Annotated in this window: 21 protein-coding genes; 17 read left to right on the plus strand and 4 right to left on the minus strand. The window is 64.5% G+C overall.

Features of this window, described 5'->3' with window-relative positions; translation table 11 throughout:
* Window positions 1–87: 87 nt before the first annotated feature.
* Window positions 88–2466, minus strand: coding sequence for a lytic transglycosylase domain-containing protein (locus IF809_RS09105; RefSeq protein ID WP_462837475.1), 2379 nt, complete (start codon window positions 2464–2466; stop codon window positions 88–90).
* A gap of 296 nt (window positions 2467–2762) precedes the next feature.
* Here IF809_RS09105 and dapA point away from each other — a divergent pair, with 296 nt between their 5' ends.
* From dapA to IF809_RS09125, 4 genes are all read left to right on the plus strand, one after another.
* On the plus strand, window positions 2763–3653 hold the full coding sequence (gene dapA / locus IF809_RS09110; protein WP_453983516.1) for a 4-hydroxy-tetrahydrodipicolinate synthase: 891 nt from the start codon (window positions 2763–2765) through the stop codon (window positions 3651–3653).
* A 27-nt stretch (window positions 3654–3680) separates the two neighbouring features.
* Window positions 3681–4121, plus strand: coding sequence for a large conductance mechanosensitive channel protein MscL (mscL, locus tag IF809_RS09115; RefSeq protein ID WP_453983517.1), 441 nt, complete (start codon window positions 3681–3683; stop codon window positions 4119–4121).
* A gap of 73 nt (window positions 4122–4194) precedes the next feature.
* The gene (smpB, locus tag IF809_RS09120; RefSeq protein WP_024341117.1) at window positions 4195–4668 is read left to right on the plus strand and encodes an SsrA-binding protein SmpB; all 474 of its coding nucleotides are present in this window, start codon (window positions 4195–4197) and stop codon (window positions 4666–4668) included.
* A 4-nt stretch (window positions 4669–4672) separates the two neighbouring features.
* Window positions 4673–5254 (plus strand): peroxiredoxin, encoded by a 582-nt coding sequence (locus tag IF809_RS09125; protein WP_462837419.1) that lies wholly within the window; start codon window positions 4673–4675, stop codon window positions 5252–5254.
* Window positions 5255–5262: 8 nt separating this feature from the next.
* Here the strand turns inward: IF809_RS09125 and IF809_RS09130 are convergent, their stop codons facing one another.
* Both IF809_RS09130 and IF809_RS09135 read right to left on the minus strand, forming a co-directional pair.
* Window positions 5263–5937 carry a uracil-DNA glycosylase gene (locus IF809_RS09130; protein ID WP_453983519.1) on the minus strand — a complete coding sequence of 225 codons (675 nt, stop codon included), beginning with the start codon at window positions 5935–5937 and terminating at the stop codon, window positions 5263–5265.
* Window positions 5918–6565: a LabA-like NYN domain-containing protein gene (locus IF809_RS09135; RefSeq protein ID WP_018644573.1), complete on the minus strand. Its 648-nt coding sequence runs from the start codon at window positions 6563–6565 to the stop codon at window positions 5918–5920. Before IF809_RS09135 ends, IF809_RS09130 begins: the two co-directional genes overlap by 20 nt.
* 329 nt (window positions 6566–6894) lie before the next feature.
* Here IF809_RS09135 and rpoZ point away from each other — a divergent pair, with 329 nt between their 5' ends.
* The 13 genes from rpoZ to IF809_RS09200 all read left to right on the plus strand — a co-directional run bounded on the left by rpoZ (window position 6895) and on the right by IF809_RS09200 (window position 20585).
* Window positions 6895–7287 carry a DNA-directed RNA polymerase subunit omega gene (rpoZ, locus tag IF809_RS09140; RefSeq protein ID WP_007603391.1) on the plus strand — a complete coding sequence of 131 codons (393 nt, stop codon included), beginning with the start codon at window positions 6895–6897 and terminating at the stop codon, window positions 7285–7287.
* A 210-nt stretch (window positions 7288–7497) separates the two neighbouring features.
* On the plus strand, window positions 7498–9783 hold the full coding sequence (locus IF809_RS09145; protein WP_128966642.1) for a RelA/SpoT family protein: 2286 nt from the start codon (window positions 7498–7500) through the stop codon (window positions 9781–9783).
* Between the two features lie 44 nt (window positions 9784–9827).
* Entirely contained in the window at window positions 9828–10580 is a 753-nt protein-coding gene (locus IF809_RS09150; RefSeq protein ID WP_128966641.1) for a pyridoxine 5'-phosphate synthase, read from the plus strand.
* The gene (gene acpS, locus IF809_RS09155) at window positions 10577–10996 is read left to right on the plus strand and encodes a holo-ACP synthase (RefSeq protein WP_128966640.1); all 420 of its coding nucleotides are present in this window, start codon (window positions 10577–10579) and stop codon (window positions 10994–10996) included. The genes IF809_RS09150 and acpS overlap by 4 nt, the downstream gene beginning before the upstream one ends.
* A 248-nt stretch (window positions 10997–11244) precedes the next feature.
* Complete coding sequence (lepB, locus tag IF809_RS09160) at window positions 11245–12009, plus strand: signal peptidase I (RefSeq protein WP_128966639.1); 765 nt, start codon at window positions 11245–11247, stop codon at window positions 12007–12009.
* Window positions 12006–12905 (plus strand): ribonuclease III, encoded by a 900-nt coding sequence (gene rnc / locus IF809_RS09165; RefSeq protein WP_128966638.1) that lies wholly within the window; start codon window positions 12006–12008, stop codon window positions 12903–12905. The genes lepB and rnc overlap by 4 nt, the downstream gene beginning before the upstream one ends.
* Entirely contained in the window at window positions 12895–13821 is a 927-nt protein-coding gene (gene era, locus IF809_RS09170; RefSeq protein ID WP_462837420.1) for a GTPase Era, read from the plus strand. Before rnc ends, era begins: the two co-directional genes overlap by 11 nt.
* 21 nt (window positions 13822–13842) lie before the next feature.
* Window positions 13843–14223 carry a hypothetical protein gene (locus tag IF809_RS09175; RefSeq protein WP_128966636.1) on the plus strand — a complete coding sequence of 127 codons (381 nt, stop codon included), beginning with the start codon at window positions 13843–13845 and terminating at the stop codon, window positions 14221–14223.
* A 170-nt stretch (window positions 14224–14393) separates the two neighbouring features.
* Window positions 14394–15146 (plus strand): DNA repair protein RecO, encoded by a 753-nt coding sequence (gene recO / locus IF809_RS09180; protein WP_128966635.1) that lies wholly within the window; start codon window positions 14394–14396, stop codon window positions 15144–15146.
* Between the two features lie 126 nt (window positions 15147–15272).
* Window positions 15273–15551, plus strand: a complete 279-nt coding sequence (locus tag IF809_RS09185) for a hypothetical protein (RefSeq protein WP_462837421.1) — start codon at window positions 15273–15275, stop codon at window positions 15549–15551.
* A 60-nt stretch (window positions 15552–15611) separates the two neighbouring features.
* Entirely contained in the window at window positions 15612–17870 is a 2259-nt protein-coding gene (gene parC, locus IF809_RS09190; protein WP_128966633.1) for a DNA topoisomerase IV subunit A, read from the plus strand.
* A gap of 209 nt (window positions 17871–18079) precedes the next feature.
* Complete coding sequence (locus IF809_RS09195) at window positions 18080–19624, plus strand: GMC family oxidoreductase (RefSeq protein ID WP_462837476.1); 1545 nt, start codon at window positions 18080–18082, stop codon at window positions 19622–19624.
* 127 nt (window positions 19625–19751) lie between these two features.
* Window positions 19752–20585, plus strand: a complete 834-nt coding sequence (locus IF809_RS09200) for an N-acyl homoserine lactonase family protein (RefSeq protein WP_462837422.1) — start codon at window positions 19752–19754, stop codon at window positions 20583–20585.
* A gap of 7 nt (window positions 20586–20592) precedes the next feature.
* Here IF809_RS09200 and IF809_RS09205 read toward each other — a convergent pair whose 3' ends face one another.
* Window positions 20593–20784 carry a hypothetical protein gene (locus IF809_RS09205; RefSeq protein WP_128966632.1) on the minus strand — a complete coding sequence of 64 codons (192 nt, stop codon included), beginning with the start codon at window positions 20782–20784 and terminating at the stop codon, window positions 20593–20595.
* Between the last annotated feature and the right edge of the window lie 25 nt (window positions 20785–20809).

Consider the following 20809-nt stretch of genomic DNA (forward strand, 5'->3'; position numbering starts at 1 on the left):
GCCTACAGCGGGTAAACGTCGTATCCCCCAATCCATGCTATTTGGGTAGACGAAGCGCAGGAGCCCCTCTCTGGAGATGTCGATGCCCTATTCCACGCTGCCGGCGCCGCGGCGCAGATCGGCTTCGATCTGAAGTCGCGTGCCGCCGCCGAAGCGGGCGCGGTAGACCTGAAGGTTCTCCATGATCCGCTGCACGTAATTGCGCGTCTCCGAGAAGGGGATCAGCTCCACCCAATCGACTGCGTCGACTTTCGGATCGCGTGGATCGCCGTAGCGGTCGATCCATTTCTTCACGCTGCCACGGCCGGCATTGTAGGCGGCGAACGTCATGATGTAGGAGCCGCGATAATCCTCGAGCAGGCCGCCGAGCTCGGCCGCGCCGAGCGTGGCGTTGTAGGACGAGTCGTTCTTCAGCCGCGATAGGTCATAGGTCGCGCCGTGCCGCTTGCAGACATAGCGCGCGGCGTCGGGCGTCACCTGCATCAGGCCATAAGCCTGCGCCGGCGAGACCACGGCCGGGTTAAACGCGCTTTCCTGCCGCGCGATGGCGTAGACGATGCTGCGCTCGACCTCGGGGCCGATCTGCGAGAACTGCGGAATGCCGTTGACGGGGTAGGCGTAGAAATCAAACGGCAGGCCGCGATTGAGCGCGGCCTTGCCGACCAGCAGCATGCCGCGCGCGTCGCTGTAGCGCTGGGTCAGCTCGCCGAGGCCGGCCAAGGCTTCGGGATCGCCGTTCTCGCCCATGTCGGCGAGCATGGGAACGGCGAGCTCGCGCTCGTCGAGCTCATAGAGCAGATGCGCGGCGCGCACGATCTCCAGCCGCTCGGCGCCGCGGCTGCGGGGCTGGCTATTCAGCTCGATCTGCGGCAGGCCGAGCTTGGCGCGCGCGAGCTGGCCGTAATAGCTGGTCGACTGCTCGGCAGCGCGGGCATAGGCATTGCGCGCTTCCTGCTGGCGACCGGCAGCCTCCGCCGCACGGCCCTGCCAATAACCGGCGCGCGCCAGCGTGGTCGGATTGACGCTGCCGACGCCGATGCGGGCGAAATGCTGCGCGGCGGCCGCGGGATCATTGAGGAAGCGCAGCGCGATCCAGCCCGCGGTGAACTCCTGCTCGGTCTTGTAGATGTCGCGCGAGGGCAGGGCCGCATCGCGCGCGATCAGATAGGCGCTGCGGAAATCCTCGGTGTCGATCATCTTGCGCGCCAGAAGGCGTCGCTCGATCCACCATTCGTCGAGATTGTAGAGCCTATTCGGGTCCTTCGGGGCGGACAGCATCAGCTGGGCGGCTTCGGGAAACTTCTCTTCGCGGCGCAGAAGCTGGATCCTGCTGAAGATGAAGCCTGGATCGCTGTGCAACTCGCCCGGCACCTGTTCGAGCAGCGCGCGCGTGTTAGGTGCCTTCCGGAAGGACGCGATGCGGGCCTTGGCGAGCGCGACATAGCCGGCGCCGAGCCGCTTTGCCGCGCGTAGCGCTGCCTCGTGCTCGCTGCCGTAAAGCAGCGTGTCCATCCGCGCCTTCTGATCGCCCGGCGTCAGCAGGGCGCCGAACTGATCGAGCGCGTTGTTCTCGGTCTCCTCGGACATGGGATCGCTGCGCCAGGCCTCGCGCACCAGCCGCTCGGCGTTGGCGCGGTCGCCGCGCGCCAGCATCGCCTTGGCGAGCGCGAAGCGGCCCTTGGCCGAAACCGGGGATTCGTTCTCGAACCACGACCAGGCGACGGAATCGTCGCGCCGATCGTCCCACATCGCGGCTTCAAGCCGCCGGCGCAGGAAGGTCTGCGACGGCCAGCTCGGATTGGCGGACAGGAAAGCGCGGTAACGCTCGACGCTCGCGCCATTATCCTCGCTGCGCAGGATGATCCATTCCGCGAGTTTTCGCGCGACCGGATCGGAAATGGAATCCGCGTAGCTGGTGGCGTCGGCCGGCTTGCGCTTGCGTACGAGTTCGATGACGTTTTCGAGCGTGTCCTTGTCGGCTTGCGACGTCGACGAGGTCGCAGCGATCGCGGCCGGTGTGACGGGCTTGCGCGGCGCGGCGTGCTGGCGGGTCGCAGGCGCCAACACGGGCGTTGCGGCCGGCCTGGCGGGGGGCGGCGCAGAGGGGCTGACGGTCGCCGTCACCGCAGGCGCGGCGTGGGACGGAGCATTGGCGGCTGGCCGGGACTTTGGCGTGGCGGCTGCCGCGGGCTTCGGCTTATCCTTTGCGGCCTCCTTGCCGGCAGGCTTCTTCGCCGCATCCTTGGCCGGGGCCGGAGCGGCTCCCTTGCTTGCGCCCTTGGTGGTTTCCTTGCCGGTTTCCTTGCCCGTGCCCTTGGCGACCTCCTTGGCCGATCCCTTTGTCGCGTCCTTTGCGGGCGGCTTCGGTGCGGGCTTCGCGGTTCCCTTGTTCGCTTGCTTCCCGGTGTCCTCGGTTGTCTCGCCGGACTTGGCCAAGGCGACGCAGCCGATCGACATCCCGGCCATCAGGCACAGGGCCAGACCGGCGGATCGCCATGCGGCACGAGGAAAGCTGGTCACGGCGGTTCGTCGCCCCGAATCAGTCAATTGGCTCAAGACCTATCTGTACAAGATCTGGCTGTATTTGATTGAATATGCGGACAAAATACCAACAGCCGCTTACCTTCGCCGGGTTTGCACCATCACCACGGCAAAATCGCGGCTTAAACGGTGCGTCACACGGAAGCGGGTCTTTTACGGGCGGAATAGACCCGATATGAAGGGGGCTTGCTCAAAGAGATAGCCGCGTACGGAGGAAGTCCATGGCAGCCAAGACGAAATTCCGGGGATCGTTCACCGCCTTGGTCACGCCGTTCAAGAACGGCTCGCTTGACGAGGCGGCGTTCCGGTCGCTGGTCAACTGGCAAATCTCCGAGGGCACTAACGGCCTGGTCCCGGTCGGCACCACCGGCGAGAGCCCAACGCTCAGCCATGACGAGCACAAGAAGGTCGTCGAATGGTGCATCGAGGAGGCCAAGGGCCGTGTGCCCGTGATCGCCGGCGCCGGCTCCAACTCGACCAAGGAAGCGATCGAACTCGCCCAGCACGCCGAGAAGGCAGGCGCGAACGCGGTTCTGGTGGTGACGCCCTACTACAACAAGCCAACCCAAGAGGGCATGTACCAGCACTTCAAGGCGATCAACGATGCGATCGGCATTCCGATCATCATCTACAACATTCCGCCACGCTCGGTGATCGACATGTCGGTCGACACCATGAAGCGGCTGTGGGAGCTGAAGAACATCGCCGGCGTCAAGGACGCCACCGCCAGCATGGTGCGCGTGTCGCAGCAGCGCGCGGCGATGGGCGAGGATTTCAACCAGCTCTCGGGCGAAGACGCCACCATCATCGGCTACATGGCGCATGGCGGCCATGGCTGCATCTCGGTGACCTCCAATGTCGCGCCGCGCCTGTGCGCGGAGTTCCACGCCGCGTGGGCGAAGGGCGACACCAAGGCGGCGCTCGCGATCCACGACAAGCTGATGCCGCTGCACAACAACCTCTTCATCGAGAGCAATCCGGCGCCGATCAAGTACGCGATGTCGCTGCTCGGCAAGATGGACGAGACGCTGCGGCTGCCGATGGTTCCGGTGTCGGAGCCGACCCGCGTGGCCGTGCGCAGCGCGATGGTTCACGCCGGCCTGGTCAACTGATGAACTAGGCAATCAGGGGAGCCGTTCATGAGCGTCGAGGAAAAAGGCACGCGGATGCTCAGGGAGTTCCGCGAGTTCGCGATGAAGGGCAATGTCGTCGACCTCGCGGTCGGCGTCATCATCGGCGCTGCCTTCGGTGCCATCGTCACGTCGCTGGTCGGCGACATCATCATGCCGATCATCGGTGCCGCGACCGGCGGCCTCGACTTCTCGAATTACTTCCTCCCCTTGTCGAAGGCGGTCACCGCCACCAACTTAGCGGATGCGAAAAAGCAAGGTGCAGTGCTTGCTTACGGCAACTTCCTGACGCTAACGATTAACTTCATCATCATCGCCTTCGTGCTGTTCCTGGTGATCCGCGCGATGAACACCTTGAAGCGCAAGGAAGAGACCAAGCCCGCGGAGCCGCCGAAGCCTTCGGAGGAGGTGGTGCTGCTGACCGAGATCCGCGATCTCCTCAAGAAGTGACGCGCGCGCTTGATCCAATCTGTTAGCGTCGCTTTGTATCTCGATTAGGTATTGCTATCAGGTTTTGAGGGTCATGGCCGATAAGAACGAACGTCCGATCAAGGTCATGGCGGAAAATCGCAAGGCCCGCTTCAACTACGCCATCGAGGATACGATCGAGGCGGGCATTGCCCTGACGGGCACCGAAGTGAAGTCGATCCGCAACGGCAAGAGCACGATTGCGGAATCCTACGCCGACTCCAAGAACGGTGAGATCTGGCTGATCAATGCCACCATTCCCGAATACCTCCAGGGCAACCGCTTCAATCATGAGCCCAAGCGGCCGCGAAAGCTGCTGCTGCACCGCCGCCAGATCAACAAGCTGATGGGTGCGGTCGACCGCGAAGGCATGACGCTGATCCCGCTCAAGCTGTATTTCAACGAGCGCGGCCGGGCCAAATTGCAGCTCGCGGTTGCAAAGGGCAAGAAGCTGCACGACAAGCGCGAGAGCGAGAAGAAGCGCGATTGGAGCCGGGAGAAGGGCCGGCTGATGCGGGCGAGGGGGTAGCGGGATGACTCAGAAGAACCTGCTCGAGGTCGATTGGAGCCAGATTCCCGCGCCCGCTGACGATGGCGGCGCCGCGCATCTGAAAGGTTCGATGCTGCCGGCGATTACCCTGATCGCGACCGATGACACCTCAGTCGATCTATCAACGCTTCGGGGGCGCACCGTGGTGTTCGCCTATCCGCGTACCGGTGAGCCCGGCAAGATCTCGCTGGTCGAGGATTGGGACATGATCCCGGGCGCGCGCGGCTGTACGCCGCAGACCTGCGCCTTCCGCGATCTGTTCGCGGAGCTCAAGGCTGCCGGTGCGTCGCAGGTGTTCGGCCTGTCGACCCAGAGCAACGAATACCAGACCGAGATGGCCTCGCGGCTGCATCTGCCGTTCCCGGTGCTGTCGGACGAGAAGCTGGCGCTCACGCGCGCGCTTAATCTGCCCACCATGGAGGTCGCGGGCCTCACGCTGATCAAGCGCCTCGCGCTCGTCATCGACGATGCCAGGATCACGCATGTGTTCTATCCGGTGTTTCCGCCTGACCGGAACGCCGGCGACGTCCTGGACTGGCTGAAGGCCAATCCGGTCAAGGGATAGAGCGGCGGCTAGTCCAGATCGGCCTTCACCTTCGCGAACACGCTGCGGAACATGTCGGGCGTCAGCACGCCGGTGTTCGTGTTGTAGCGCGAGCAGTGATAGCTGTCGTACAGCCTGAACGCGCCGGCCTGGTGCACGGCGCCGTGGCCGAAAGGCGCTTGCGAGGCCTTCAGCTTCAGCGGCTTGAGCACGCTGTCGTGCGCAATCCGGCCGAGCGCGATGATGGCGCGCAGCTTCGGCATGGTTTCGAGGTTCGCGACGAGAAACTGGCGGCAGGTGTTGATCTCGACCGGCAGCGGCTTGTTCTGTGGCGGGACGCAATGCACGGCATTGGCGATCCGGCAGTCGACCAGCTTCAAACCGTCGTCCGGCCGCGCCTGATAGCTGCCCTTGGCGAAGCCATATTCAAGCAGCGTGGCATAGAGCAGGTCGCCGGCATAGTCGCCGGTGAAGGGCCGGCCGGTGCGATTGGCCCCCTGCATGCCCGGCGCGAGACCGACGATCAGGAGACGGGCCGTGATGCCGCCAAAGGGCGCCACCGGCGCGTTGTGCCACGACGGCTCACGCGCGCGGTTCGCCTCGCGAAAGGCAACCAGGCGCGGGCAGAGCGGACAGTCGCGGTCGGGAACGAGGGTCGGGGCCTGGCGGCTCGGCCGGGCCGCCTCACTCCTCGAAGTCGTCATCGCCCCTCGGCGCCATGGTGGTCGCGCGCTGGAGGAATTGCGGGGCGTGGTGGCGTCCTTCACCACGTTCGCCGCGGTCGCGCGGGGCGGGGCGTTCGGACGGGTCGCGACCGAGCTTGGACTGCAGCTCGACCAGATCGGTGAAGACGTCGGCCTGGCGGCGCAGCTCGTCGGCGATCATCGGCGGCTGGCTTGCGATGGTGGAGACCACGGTGACCCGCACGCCGCGGCGCTGCACGGCTTCGACCAGCGAGCGGAAGTCGCCGTCGCCCGAGAACAGCACCATCTGGTCGATGTGCTCGGCGAGCTCCATGGCGTCCACGGCGAGCTCGATGTCCATGTTGCCCTTGACCTTGCGCCGGCCGGAGGCGTCGATAAATTCCTTCGTCGCCTTGGTGACGACGGTGTAGCCGTTGTAGTCGAGCCAGTCGATCAGCGGGCGGATCGAGGAATATTCCTGATCTTCGATGATCGCAGTGTAGTAGAACGCCCGCAGCAGCGTCCCGCGGCTCTGAAACTCCTTCAGAAGGCGCTTGTAATCGATATCGAAGCCGAGAGTTTTCGCCGTCGCGTAAAGATTGGCCCCGTCGATGAAGAGCGCGATCTTGTTGGTAGGAGAAGGTGACATTCAGTTTGCTCGCGTAGTGGTCGTGATTGATCGTTTATTGTTGGCACGGCCACAGTCAGCCGCGCAGTTCTAGATTGCCGCCGAAGTCCGTCGAAACCGCAAATCCGGAGAAGTCGGGGCAATCAAGGTATAGTTATGGCGGTCCTGCCTGTACCCGGCGCTGCCCACAATGGCAGCCCGGGAAACCACCCGTCCCAGCCCCAATGTGGGGGTAGCAGAGGCGTTTGGCGAGGCCAAATCACAAATTGGCCTTGCGAATTCGTCCCGTCCCCTATAACTAGCCCAGATCATCCACATATTTCGCCTCACCCACAACGGAGCGACAGTCCATGGCTCGCGTCACCGTAGAAGATTGTATCGACAAGGTCGACAACCGGTTTGACCTGGTCCTGCTGGCCGCCCACCGCGCCCGCATGATTTCATCCGGTTCACAACTAACGGTTGATCGCGATAACGACAAGAACCCTGTTGTATCTTTGCGCGAAATTGCCGAGACGACCATCTCGCCGGAAGATCTTCGCGAAGAGCTGGTGCACTCCCTCCAGAAGTTCGTCGAAGTGGACGAGCCCGAGCCGGACACCGTGCCGCTGATCGGGTCGGCGGGCGCCAGCGTCGATGCGGACGACACCGAAGTGGCCGTGGAGCGCATGACCGAAGAGGAGCTCCTGAAGGGCCTCGAAGGCCTCGCGCCGCCGGAAGAGCAGCCCGAGGAAGACGAGTAATCGGCTCACTCGCGATCGTCGACTTCTTGTGATCTTATCAAAGGCCCGAACCCCTGTTCGGGCCTTTGCTTTTGTTGACCTTTTCGTGGTTACCATAGCGTGGCCGGTTTGCGCCGCGCGCCTGTCATCGAATTGATCGGCGGCGTCCGCAATCGGAGCTTAAGATGTATACAACGGGCCGTTTCATGGTCCGTTTGAAGGCAGGACCGCATGGTGTATCGACGCCGCAGACCCACGCAGATGCAGGCCGCAACCGAATCGGTTGCCGTGGCCCCGACTGCGCCGGTCGCACGGCCAGCCAAGCCGCGCGCGCGCATGATGCGTCAATATGACCTCGTCGAGCGCGTCCGGTCCTACAATCCCAATACCAACGAAGATCTGCTGAACCGCGCCTATGTCTACGCCATGAAGGCGCACGGCTCCCAGACCCGCGCCTCGGGCGACCCGTATTTTTCGCACCCGCTGGAAGTGGCGGCGATTCTCACCGACCTGAAGCTGGACGACGCCACCATCGTCGCCGCGCTGCTGCACGATACGATCGAGGACACCGAAGCGACGCGTGCCGAAATCGATCAGCTCTTCGGTCCCGAGATCGGCGCGCTGGTCGAGGGCCTGACCAAGCTGAAGCGGCTGGAACTGGTGTCGCGCGAGGCGAAGCAGGCCGAGAACCTGCGCAAATTGTTGCTGGCCATTGCCGACGATGTCCGCGTGCTGCTGGTCAAGCTTGCCGACCGCCTGCACAACATGCGCACGCTCGACTTCGTGCCGACCGAATCGCGCCGCCGCATCGCCGAGGAGACGCTCGACATCTACGCGCCGCTGGCCGGGCGCATGGGCATGCAGGAAATGCGCGAGGAGCTGGAGGATCTGTCCTTCCGCACCCTCGATCCCGAAGCCTATGCGGTGGTGATGCAGCGGCTCGATGCGCTGGCCGAGCGCAACCGCAACCTGATCGGCGAGATCGAGGACCAGCTCTCCAACAATCTGCGCCATCGCGGTCTCGGCGCGCGCGTCTATGGCCGCCGCAAGAAGCCGTTCTCGATCTGGACCAAGATGGAGCGCAAGTCGGTCGGCTTCGAGCAATTGTCCGACATCTTCGGCTTCCGCCTCGTCGTCAACGACATCGAGGCCTGCTATCGCGCGCTCGGCATCGTCCACACCACCTGGCCGGTCGTGCCGGGGCGGTTCAAGGATTACATCTCCACGCCGAAGCAGAACGATTATCGCTCGATCCACACCACCGTGATCGGCCCCGGCAACCAGCGCGTCGAGCTCCAGATTCGCACCGAGGCGATGGACCAGATCGCCGAACGCGGCATTGCCGCGCACGTCTTCTACAAGGAGGGTGTCGGGTCGCCGACCGAATTCCTCAAGCGCGAGTCCAACGCGTTCGCCTGGCTGCGCCACACCATCGGCATTCTCTCGGAGAGCGCCAATCCCGAGGAATTCCTCGAGCACACCAAGCTCGAGCTGTTCCACGACCAGGTGTTCTGCTTCACCCCGAAAGGCAAGCTGATCGCGCTGCCGCGTCATGCCAACGTGATCGACTTCGCCTATGCCGTGCATACCGACGTCGGCAACAGCGCAGTCGGCTGCAAGATCAACGGCCAGTTCGCGCCGCTGTCATCGGAGCTTCAGAACGGCGACGAGGTCGAGGTGCTGACCTCTGATGCGCAATCGGCGCCGCCCTCGGCCTGGGAGACGCTCGCGGTCACCGGCAAGGCGCGCGCCGCGATCCGGCGTGCCACCCGCACCGCGGTCCGCGATCAATATGCCGGCCTCGGCCGGCGCATCGTCGAGCGCCTGTTCGAGCGCGCCAAGATCGAATACGCCGACGACAAGCTCAAGGGCGCGCTGCCGCGGCTTGCACGCACCTCGATCGAGGACGTCATGGCGGCGGTCGGCCGCGGCGAGATCAAGGCCTCCCACGTCGCGCGCGCGATGTATCCCGATTACAAGGAGGAGCGCGTCGCGCGTTACGGCGTCAAGAAGGGGCTCGCCGCCAAACTCAAGGAGAAGTCGTCGGAGCCGTCGCGCAGCCCGGTTGCGATTCCGATCCGTGGCATCAATTCCGACCTGCCGGTGAAGTTCGCGCCGAACGGCGGCGCCGTGCCCGGCGATCGCATCGTCGGCATCGTCACGCCGGGCGAGGGGATCACGATCTATCCGATCCAGTCGCCGGCGCTGAAGGATTTCGAAGAGGAGCCGGAGCGCTGGCTCGACGTCCGCTGGGACATCGAGGACTCCGCGCCGCAGCGCTTCCCGGCGCGCATCAAGGTCGAGAACGTCAACGAGCCCGGCGCGCTGGCTCAGATCGCAACCGTGATCGCCGAGCACGACGGCAACATCGACAACATCAGCATGCAGCGCCGCTCACCCGACTTCACCGAGACGACGATCGATCTCGAAGTCTACGATCTCAAGCATTTGAGCGCGATCCTGGCTCAGCTGCGCGCCAAGGCGGTCGTTGCCAAAGTCGAACGTGTTAATGGGTAGGCGCTGTCGTCATCGCCTGTCACTCCGGCCTCGTGAGTTCTGAAATGCCTGCATCTCCGCTCCGCCTCGGCGTCAATATCGACCACGTGGCCACCGTCCGTAATGCACGCGGTGGCCGCCATCCCGATCCGGTCCGCGCCGCGCTGCTTGCGATCGAGGCGGGCGCCGACGGCATCACGGCGCATTTGCGCGAAGACCGCCGGCACATCCGCGACGAGGACATGGCGCGGCTGAAGGCGGAGATCTCCAAGCCGCTGAATTTCGAGATGGCCGCGACCGACGACATGATGCGGATCTCGCTCGCCACCAGACCGCACGCCGTGTGCCTGGTGCCGGAGCGGCGCCAGGAGGTGACGACCGAGGGCGGGCTCGATGTCGTCGGCCAGCACAATGTGCTGGCGCCCTATATCGCGCGGCTCAGCGATGCCGGCATCCGCGTTTCGCTGTTCATCGCCGCCGACCCTGCTCAAATCGAGATGGCGGCGCAACTGCGCGCGCCGGTGATCGAGATCCACACCGGTGCCTGGTGCGACGCCGTGACCGACGGCCACACCGACAAGGCCGAGGCCGAGTGGCAGCGGATCCTTGCCGGAGTGAAGGTGGCCAAGGCCGCCGGGCTCGAGGTTCACGCCGGCCATGGGCTCGATTATGTGACGGCCGAGAAGATCGCAGCGCTGCCGGAAATCATGGAGCTCAACATCGGCTATTACATGATCGGCGAGGCGCTGTTCGTCGGTCTTGCCGAGACGGTGCGCAAGATGCGCGGCGCGATGGATCGCGGCCGGAGCCGGGCATGATCATCGGCATCGGCTCCGACCTGATCGACATCACCCGCGTCGCTAAGGTGATCGAGCGCCACGGCGAGCGCTTCCTCGATCGCATCTTCACCGCGGCCGAACGGGCCAAGGCCGAGCGCCGTGCCAAGAACGAGAAGATGGTGGTTGCGACCTACGCCAAGCGCTTCGCCGCCAAGGAGGCCTGCTCGAAGGCGCTCGGCACCGGCATCAGGCAGGGTGTGTGGTGGCGCGACATGGGGGTGGTCAATCTGCCCGGGGGCCGCCCGTCCATGCGGCTGACCGGGGGGGCTCTGGCCCGGCTGCAGGTCCTGACCCCGGAGGGATTCGAGCCGCAGATCGACCTCTCCATCACCGACGACTGGCCGCTTGCGCAAGCCTTCGTGATCATTTCTGCCGTCCCGCGGGCCAAGCCCTGACGGCGCGAGGATCGCTATATAATTTGCATTAAGAATCAATGCTTTGTGCAGTTTTGATGCGATCCTTGATTGCGTGGACTGCGACAACCGTCTAAAAGTCCGCGGACGCAAATCAGGCTGGGCGAATTCGGCTTTACGCCGGAATTGGCCCCACTATCAGAATCAGGACAATCTCCTTGGGCCGCGAACGGGTGGGCTGGACGCGGGAGGGGGGCGTTCTGTGATCGCCGGCCGGAATTGAGAGAGCAATGAGCGTGACTTCGGGAACGAAAACTGAAAGCGGCGTCGGCGAAACAGTCCGGGTCGTGATCCACGCTCTCCTGATCGCCTTGGTGATCCGCACCTTCCTGTTCCAGCCTTTCAACATCCCCTCCGGCTCGATGAAGGCCACGCTGCTGGTGGGCGACTATCTGTTCGTGTCGAAATATTCGTACGGCTATAGCCACTACTCGATCCCGTTCTCGCCGCCGCTGTTCTCGGGACGCATCTGGGGCTCGGATCCGAACCGTGGCGATATCGTCGTGTTCCGCCTGCCCAAGGACGACACCACCGACTACATCAAGCGCGTGATCGGCCTTCCCGGCGACCACATCCAGATGAAGGACGGGCTTCTTTACATCAACGACACGCCGGTCGAGCGTCAGCGCATGAGCGAGTTTGTCGGCGAAGATCCGTGCGGCTCCGAGGGCGGCGGCATCTCGCGCGTGAAGCGCTGGAAGGAAACGCTGCCGAACGGCGTCTCCTACGAGACGCTCGATTGCGCCGACAACGGCTACATGGACAACACCAACGTCTACACGGTGCCGCCTGGCCATTTCTTCATGATGGGTGACAACCGCGACAACTCCACCGACAGCCGCTTCCTCGGTCAGGTCGGCTACGTGCCGCGGGAGAACTTGATCGGCCGCGCACAGATGATCTTCTTCTCCATCGGCGAAGGCGAGCATGCCTGGATGTTCTGGCGCTGGCCGTGGTCGGTGCGCTGGAATCGCTTCTTCAAAATCGTCCGATGAAAGACGAAGCCAAGGACATCGCGACCGAACCGATCGAGGCGCAAGCCGCTCCCGAGGGCGAAGCTGCAACCAAGACGCTTGTGCCCAAGACTAATTCTGAATCCAAGGCCGCCGAAGCCAAGATTTCGGAAACCAAGGCTCCGGCCAAGAAGAAGCGGACGCGGAGCAGCAAGGCCAAAGACAAGGCCAAGGCGGCCGCGGAGGCCAGCGCGGCGCTCGAGGCGCGCATCGGCCACCGCTTCGCAGACCCCAATCTTCTGATGCAGGCGATCACGCACGTCTCGGCGCTCAAGTCCGGGCGCAAGCGCGGCGACAGCTATCAGCGGCTGGAGTTTCTCGGCGACCACGTGCTCGGGCTCGTCGTCTCCGACATGCTCTATCACGCCTTTCCGAACGCCGACGAGGGCGAACTGTCCAAGCGGCTTGCCGAGCTCGTGCGCAAGGAGAGCTGCGCCGATGTCGCCAAGTCACTCGGTCTGCTCGAGGACATCAAGCTCGGGTCGGTCGGCTCCAGTGCCGATGCCCGTCTGCGCAAGTCCATCCTCGGCGACATCTGCGAGGCGGTGATCGGCGCGATCTTTCTCGACGGCGGTCATGCGGCGGCGGACGAGTTCGTCAAGCGCAACTGGACCGAGCGGATGCACAAGCCGCGGCGTCCCTTGCGCGATCCCAAAACGGTGCTGCAGGAATGGGCGCAGGGGAAGGGACTGCCGACGCCTGTCTACCGCGAGGTCGAACGCACCGGCCCGCATCACGATCCGCAGTTCCGCGTTGCGGTGGACCTGCCGGGACTTGCGCCGGCCGAAGGCATCGGCGGCAGCAAGCGCGCGGCGGAGAAAGTGGCAGCTTCAGTGATGATCGAACGTGAAGGCGTTGGCGGCGGCAATGACGGTTGAAACGGGTGGTGAGACGACTGCCGCCACGCGCTGCGGCTTCGTTGCGCTGATCGGCGCGCCGAACGTCGGCAAGTCCACACTTGTCAATGCGCTGGTCGGGGCCAAGGTTACGATCGTCTCGCGCAAGGTGCAGACCACGCGCGCGCTGATCCGTGGCATCGTGATCGAGAACAATGCGCAGATCATCCTGGTCGACACGCCCGGTATTTTCCTGCCCAAGCGCCGGCTCGACCGTGCCATGGTTTCGACCGCCTGGAGCGGGGCGCATGACGCCGACCTCGTCTGCGTGCTGCTCGATGCCAAGACCGGAATCGACGAGGAAGCCGAGGCGATCCTGGCCAAGGCGGCCAGCGTCAATCACGACAAGATCCTGGTCATCAACAAGGTCGACCTGGTCCAGCGCGAGAAGCTCCTGGCGCTGGCGCAGGCCGCCAACGAGCGCATGAAGTTCGCAAGGACTTTCATGATCTCCGCGATCTCGGGCGACGGCGTCGACGACATCCGCACGACGCTGGCCGAGATGGTGCCGCCGGGCCCATACCTCTATCCCGAGGATCAGATGTCGGACGCGCCGATGCGGCAGCTGGCGGCCGAGATCACGCGCGAAAAGATCTATCAGAAGCTGCACCAGGAATTGCCCTACCAATCCACCGTCGAGACCGACAAGTGGGAGGAGCGCAAGGACAAGTCGGTGCGCATCGAGCAGACGATCTTCGTCGAGCGCGAGAGCCAGCGCAAGATCGTGCTCGGCAAGGGCGGTGCCACCATCAAATCGATCGGTGCGGATTCGCGGAATGAGCTGATGCAGATCCTGGACGTGCCGGTCCATCTGTTCCTGTTCGTGAAGGTGCGCGAGAACTGGGGTGACGACCCCGATCGGTACCGCGAGATGGGCCTGGAATTTCCCAGGGAATAACCAAGAAAAGATCAGTTGCCGATGAGTGTGCCCCGCAACGTCCAGCGTTTCGAAGCGCTGCTTTATGCCTCGCTGATGCTGGACGCGCTGTCCGTGGCGGTGCAGGACCGCACGCCCACGATCGAGACGACCGAGCAGATGATCATGACCGGGACCTTGCTCGCCGGCGGCATGATCCTGCTGCTGCTCTATTTCGTCTGGCTGGCCGCGCATTGGCGCAAAAACTGGCCGCGCTGGGTGCTCGCGGCGGCCTTGGTGTTGTCGGTGATCTCGCTCGGCCAAATCCTCGGCGAGCGGGGCCTCGAACTCGACAGTGCCATCGAGATCGTCTCCTGCGCGCTGACGGCGTTCGGGCTGTATTTCTCGTTTACCGGCGACGCGCAGGGCTGGTTCAACGCGTGAAACCCTCGTGTCCCGGACAAGGAGCAGCGCGTTAGCGCTGCCCGCAGAGTCGGGACCAAGGTGCGCGCGGAGAGAGGGGCCCCGGCTCGGCAACGCGCCGCTCGCGCGCCGCGTTTTGTCCGGGGCACGAGTGCGTGCGAGAGGCACTGGAATCCTGTAGTCTCACCCTCATGGAATGGACCGACGAAGGCATCGTGCTGGGCGTGCGGCGGCATGGCGAGAGCAGCGCCATCGTCGAGCTGCTGACGCGCCAGCACGGCCGGCATCTCGGTCTCGTGCGTGGGGGGGCGAGTTCGCGACTGCGGCCGCTCTTGCAGCCCGGCAACAGCGTCAGCGCGGTGTGGCGGGCGCGGCTCGACGAGCATCTCGGCACCTACGCGATCGAAGGGCTGAAGCTGCGGGCCGCGACGCTGCTGGGGTCCTCGCATGGGGTCTACGGCGTCACCCATCTGGCTTCGATTGCGCGGCTGCTTCCCGAGCGCGATCCGCACGAGGAGATATTCGCACTGCTCGAACATTCGCTCGACGATTTCGACGATATCGGCAGCGCCGCCGTGCATCTCATCCATTTCGAGCTGGCGATGCTCGCCGAGCTCGGCTTCGGGCTCGCGCTCGACAACTGCGCGGTGACCGGGGAGACCACCGATCTGATCTATGTGTCGCCGAAATCCGGCGGCGCGGTGTCGCGCGGCGCTGGTGAGCCGTGGCGCGACCGGCTGCTGCGGCTGCCGCCGTTCCTGCGCCAGGGCGAAATGCATGACGACCTCACTGACCAGGATCTTCGGGACGGTTTCCGGCTGACCGGCCTGTTCCTGCTGCGCCACGTGCTGGAGCCGCGGGGCCAGGGCCATTCCGACGCGCGAGCTGGCTTCATCAATGCCCTGATCCGGCAGCAGGCCAAGGCGGCGCTCCCCGCGCCGTAAGCGAGGGCGATCCTGTCGGTATGACGGGATCGCGGTACTGCACTGCCCCAAAACATGGGGTTCCTCCGGAACGAAATCGGGCTGTTCGCGTTGGGGCGGGCAGGTTCCACAACGGGGACAGCCCGCATGTTGATCAGGGGTTTTGCGCTCACCGCGGCGCTGCTCGCTTTTGCGCCTGATGCCATGGCTGCCGAGGCGCAACCAAGCGTGTTTCGTCGAGCCTCCTGTACTCTGGTCCGCTATTACGTGGCGAAATATTCCGCTGCGGCCGCAGAGACATGGGCGCGATCCCACGGCGCGACCGACGCCGAGATCGAGGCGGCCCGCCACTGCGTTGCCAACATGCCGGCGACATCTCCGGCCAAGGTCCAGCCGACCGTGACGGCCGGCTGGGCAGGGCAGTAGAAGCCCATAGGGAACCAATCCATCCTTGCCCGATTCGCTTCCACGGTTTAACCGGGCGGCATGGGAAAACGAATCGTTCCGCCGGAAGAACCGGCCGAAATTCACGAGGTGCCGCTGCGTGATGCGCTTGAAGAGCGCTATCTCGCTTATGCACTCTCCACCATCATGCACCGCGCGCTGCCGGACGCGCGAGACGGCTTGAAGCCGGTCCACCGGCGCATCCTCTACGGCATGCGCCTGCTCCGCCTGGACCCCGGCACGGCCTTCAAGAAATCCGCCAAGATCGTCGGCGATGTGATGGGTTCGTTCCATCCGCACGGCGACCAGGCCATCTACGACGCCATGGTGCGCCTCGCCCAGGATTTCTCCTCGCGCTATCCGCTGGTCGACGGTCAGGGCAATTTCGGCAATATCGACGGCGATAATCCCGCCGCCTACCGCTACACCGAAGCGCGCATGACCGACGTCGCGCGGCTTCTGCTCGAAGGTATCGACGAGGACGGCGTCGAGTTCCGTGCCAATTACGACGGCCAGTCGAAGGAGCCGGTCGTGCTGCCCGGCGGCTTCCCCAACCTGCTCGCCAATGGCGCGCAGGGCATCGCGGTCGGCATGGCGACCTCGATCCCGCCGCACAACGCCGCCGAACTGTGCGACGCCGCGCTGCATCTGATCGAGAAGCCCGACGCGAAGTCCAAGGCGCTCCTGAAGTGGGTGAAGGGCCCGGATTTCCCGACCGGCGGCATCTGCGTCGATTCCAAGCAGGCCATCGCCGAAGCCTACACCACCGGCCGCGGCTCGTTCCGTGTCCGCGCCAAGTGGCAGCAGGAGGAGGGGGCGCGCGGCACCTGGGTGGTCGTCGTCACCGAGATTCCCTATCTGGTGCAGAAGTCACGGATGGTCGAGAAGATCGCCGAGCTGCTTGACCAGAAGAAGCTGCCGCTGGTAGGCGAGGTCCGCGACGAATCCGCCGAGGACGTTCGCCTCGTCATTGAGCCGAAGTCGAAGAACGTCGATCCCGCCTTGATGATGGAATCCCTGTTCCGGCTCACCGAGCTCGAGAGCAAGATTCCGCTGAATCTCAACGTGCTGATCAAGGGCCGCATTCCCAAGGTCGTGGGGCTCGCGGAGTGCCTGCGCGAATGGCTCGACCATTTGCGCGACGTGCTGATCCGCCGCAGCAATTTCCGCAAGGCGCAGATCGAGCACCGGCTCGAAATCCTCGGCGGCCTGCTGATCGCCTATCTGAACATCGACAAGGTGATCAAGATCATTCGCACCGAGGACGAGCCGAAGCCGGCCTTGATCAAGGCGTTCAAGCTCACCGAAGTGCAGGCTGAAGCCATTCTCAACATGCGGCTGCGCAGCTTGCGCAAGCTCGAGGAGATGGAGATCCGCACCGAGGATGCCGACCTGCGCAAGGAGCTGAAGGGCATCGAAGGGCTGCTCGGCTCCGAGGCCCAGCAATGGAAGAAGGTCGGCGAGCAGGTCGGGAAGGTCCGTGACATGTTCGGGCCGAAGACCCCGCTGGGCAAGCGCCGCACCACCTTTGCGGACGCCCCCGAGCACGATCTCGCCGCGATGGAGGAAGCTCTCGTCGAGCGCGAGCCGGTGACGGTCGTCGTCTCCGACAAGGGCTGGATCCGCACCATGAAGGGTCATGTCGAGGATCTCTCGGGCCTCGCCTTCAAGCAGGACGACAAGCTCGGTTTCGCCTTCTTTGCCGAGACCACCTCGAAGCTCCTGCTGTTCGCCACCAACGGCAAATTCTATTCGCTGGATGTTGCGAAGCTGCCGGGCGGCCGCGGCCATGGCGAGCCGATCCGCCTGTTCATCGACCTCGAGCAGGAGGCGGCACCCGTTGCGCTGTTCGTCCACAAGGGCGGTCGCAAATTCCTGGTCGCGAGCCACGAAGGCCAGGGCTTTGTCGTCAACGAGGACGATTGCGTCGGCACCACCAAGAAGGGCAAGCAGGTCCTCAACGTCGATATGCCGAACGAGGCGCGCGCGGTCACTGAGGTGATCGGCGACACCGTCGCTGTGATCGGTGAGAACCGCAAAATGCTGATCTTCCCGCTTGACCAGGTGCCGGAGATGGCGCGCGGCCGCGGTGTACGCCTGCAGAAATACAAGGACGGCGGTCTTTCCGACGTCGCCGTGTTCGACGCCAAGGCGGGCCTGTCCTGGAAGGACTCCGCGGGGCGCGAGTTCTCGGCGACCATGAAGGAGCTTGCGGAATGGCAAGGCACCCGTGCCGACGCCGGTCGCCTGCCGCCGAAGGGTTTTCCGAAGTCGAACAAGTTCGGCAAGGTGATTGGGTAGGGCGAGCTTGTGTCCCGGACGCGCTGCAGCGTGCAACGCTGCTGCGCAGAGCCGGGGCACAGGTGAATAGCACGCACCCATTCCCACACTGTCATCGCGAGCGCAGCGACCGGCTGCGACAGCGCCGCTCTCCAATTCGCATTCCACCGCCCATCACGGTCTGATACCGTTCGCGACGCCGGTGTTCTGGAATGTCGAGAATTAGCGCGATGTACGATGTCATTGTTGTCGGCGGCGGCTCGGCCGGCGCTGCCGTTGCGGCAAGGCTTTCTGAGGATCCGGCACGGCGCGTCCTGCTTCTCGAAGCGGGCCTCGATTGGCGCGCCGATGAAGCGCCCTGGGAAGTGCGGACGCCGAACCCGATCCCGATCATCCACAAGCGCGAGTACCAGGAGAAATGGCAATGGCCTGATCTCCTGTCGCGCCGGGTGGCCGGGCAGGAGCCGCGCTTCTACTGGCGCGGCAAGGGGCTCGGCGGCTCGTCGATGATGAACGGCCAGATCGCCATCCGCGGCGTGGCCCACGCGTTCGATGAATGGGCCGCCAATGGCTGCACCGGCTGGTCGGCCAAGGAGGTGATGCCGCTGTTCTCCGTGATCGAGGACGATCTGGAGTTCGGCGACGCCGAGGGCCATGGCCGCGGCGGACCGTTGCCGGTTTATCGCGCGCCGCCGGAGACGTGGGGGCCGATCGATCGCGGCCTGCGCGATGCAGCGCTCGCGAGTGGCTATCCCTGGTGCGCCGACCTCAACGGTCTTAATGGCGAGGGCGTTGCCTGTTATCCCATCAACAGCCGCGGCGGCCGCCGCATCAGCACCAATGAGGCTTATCTCGAACCTGCGCGCGGCCGCGCCAATCTCGAGATCCGAGGCCGGACGCTGGTCGACCGCGTGCTAATCCGCGACGGCCGGGCGACCGGCGTTCGCGTTCACGCTGAGGGGCAGGGTACGATCGAGATCGGCGCACGTCAGATCGTGCTGTGCGCCGGCGCGATCCACAGCCCGGCGATCCTGCTGCGCTCGGGCATCGGACCGGCCGAGGAGCTGAAGGCGATGGGCATTGCGGTCGAGCGCGACCTGCCGGTCGGCCGCCACTTCTTCGATCACCCGCTGTTTCGCGCAACGATCCAGCTGCACGAAAATATGCGCCCCACTGATCCGGACACCCGCCACACCAATTGCTGCGTCACTTATTCCTCGGGTCTCGCCGATGGCGGCAAGCGCGACATGATCCTGATCGCGTTCAACCATCGCGGCATCGGCATGCCCGGGGCGATCGGCGCAGGTCTGTTCAACGCCTATTCGCGCGGCACGCTCAAGCTGGCGTCCAGCGACCCGTTCATCGATCCTATCGTCGAGGAGAACATGCTCGCCGACCCCCGCGACATGCTGCGGATGATGGATGCGGTGAAGCGCCTCGCCGTGATCACCTCGCAGTCCGCGCTGTCAGGTATCGCCGACTGGATCCGGCTCGCCGACACCGATCTGACATTGCCGGAGGCCGCTCGCCTGCCGGATGACGAGCTGGATGCGCTGCTGCGCCGTGAAACCGGCGATATCCAGCACGCCGCCGGCAGCTGCCGCATGACCGGCATCAACGATGTCGACGGCGTCGTCAATCCTGATGGCACGGTGAAAGGTATCTCGGGTCTGCGCGTCGCCGATGCCTCGATCATGCCGTCCGACTGCCGGGCGAACACCCACTTCACGACGGTGGTGATTGGGGAAGCGATCGCGCGGATGATGATACGGTAAGCCTAGCTCAGCACCGGTGTCAGAAAGCTCTGGTGCTGCGGCCTATAGTGAACGAAGCGGAATTCCGCGGCGGGATCGGGGTTGATCTTCGATCGCACCAACAATGCGCTGCCAGGAGGGACCAAGGATGACGCCCAAGATCATGTCCAGGATCACGCTTGCTCTGGCCATCGCCGCACTCGCGCTGTCGGCCCGCGCCGCATCCGCGCAGACGGGGGTCGAAAAGCTCTACATCCTCAACTGCGGCGAGGGGGTCGCCGGCGACATCTCGCGCTGGTCGCCCGGCGTGAATGAAGGCAAGTCGATGGACTTCGTCGACACCTGCTATCTCATCAAGCACAGCCAGGGCTGGTTCCTGTGGGACACCGGCATTCCCGACGCCGTCGCAGGGATGCCGAACGGGCTCGTGCCGGCCGATTCCAAGGCCGTCACCTGGCGGCGTCCGAAAACGCTCGCCGCGCAGCTCGAGCAGATCGGCGTGAAACCCGCCGACGTCAAGGCGATGGGCGTCTCGCACACGCATCCCGATCACATCGGCAATGTCGAGATGTTCCCGCAGGCAACGCTCTATGTGCAGAAGGCCGAATATGACTGGCCGGGCGCCAACAACGAGCCGCGCTTCAAGCCCTCGCATCCGGTCGAGCTGCTCGCGGGCGACAAGGACGTGTTCGGTGACGGCAGCATCACCATCCTCTCGACGCCCGGCCATACGCCGGGACACCAGTCGTTGATGGTGAGACTGCCGAAGACCGGCGTGGTGGTGCTGTCGGGCGATGCCGCCCATTTCAGGGATAATTACGACAACCGCCGCGTCCCCACGATGAATGTCAGCAAGGACCAGTCGCTCGCCTCGATGCAGAAGATTGCCGACGTCGTTTCGAAGGAAAAGGGGCAGCTCTGGATCAACCACGACAAGGCGCAGCGCGACACCCAGAAGATGTCGCCGGAGTTTTACGACTGAGGCGGGATCAGCTTCTTGGTGCGGTGACCGCCGGTGGGCTCGGGTCCGGTGTCTTCTTCGGCTTCAGCGTGCCGGCATAGAACGAGAGCAGCCACACCAGCAGCACGGCGAGGAGATAGACGCCCCAGGCCTGCGGTGGCGTCATGGCCCAGCGCAGGAGGCCTTTGAAGGTGCGGGGCGGACTGTTGTCGTCGGTCATGCTGCGCTTGTGCGCGAAAGCGGTG

The sequence above is a fragment of the Bradyrhizobium sp. UFLA06-24 genome, from assembly GCF_054967145.1.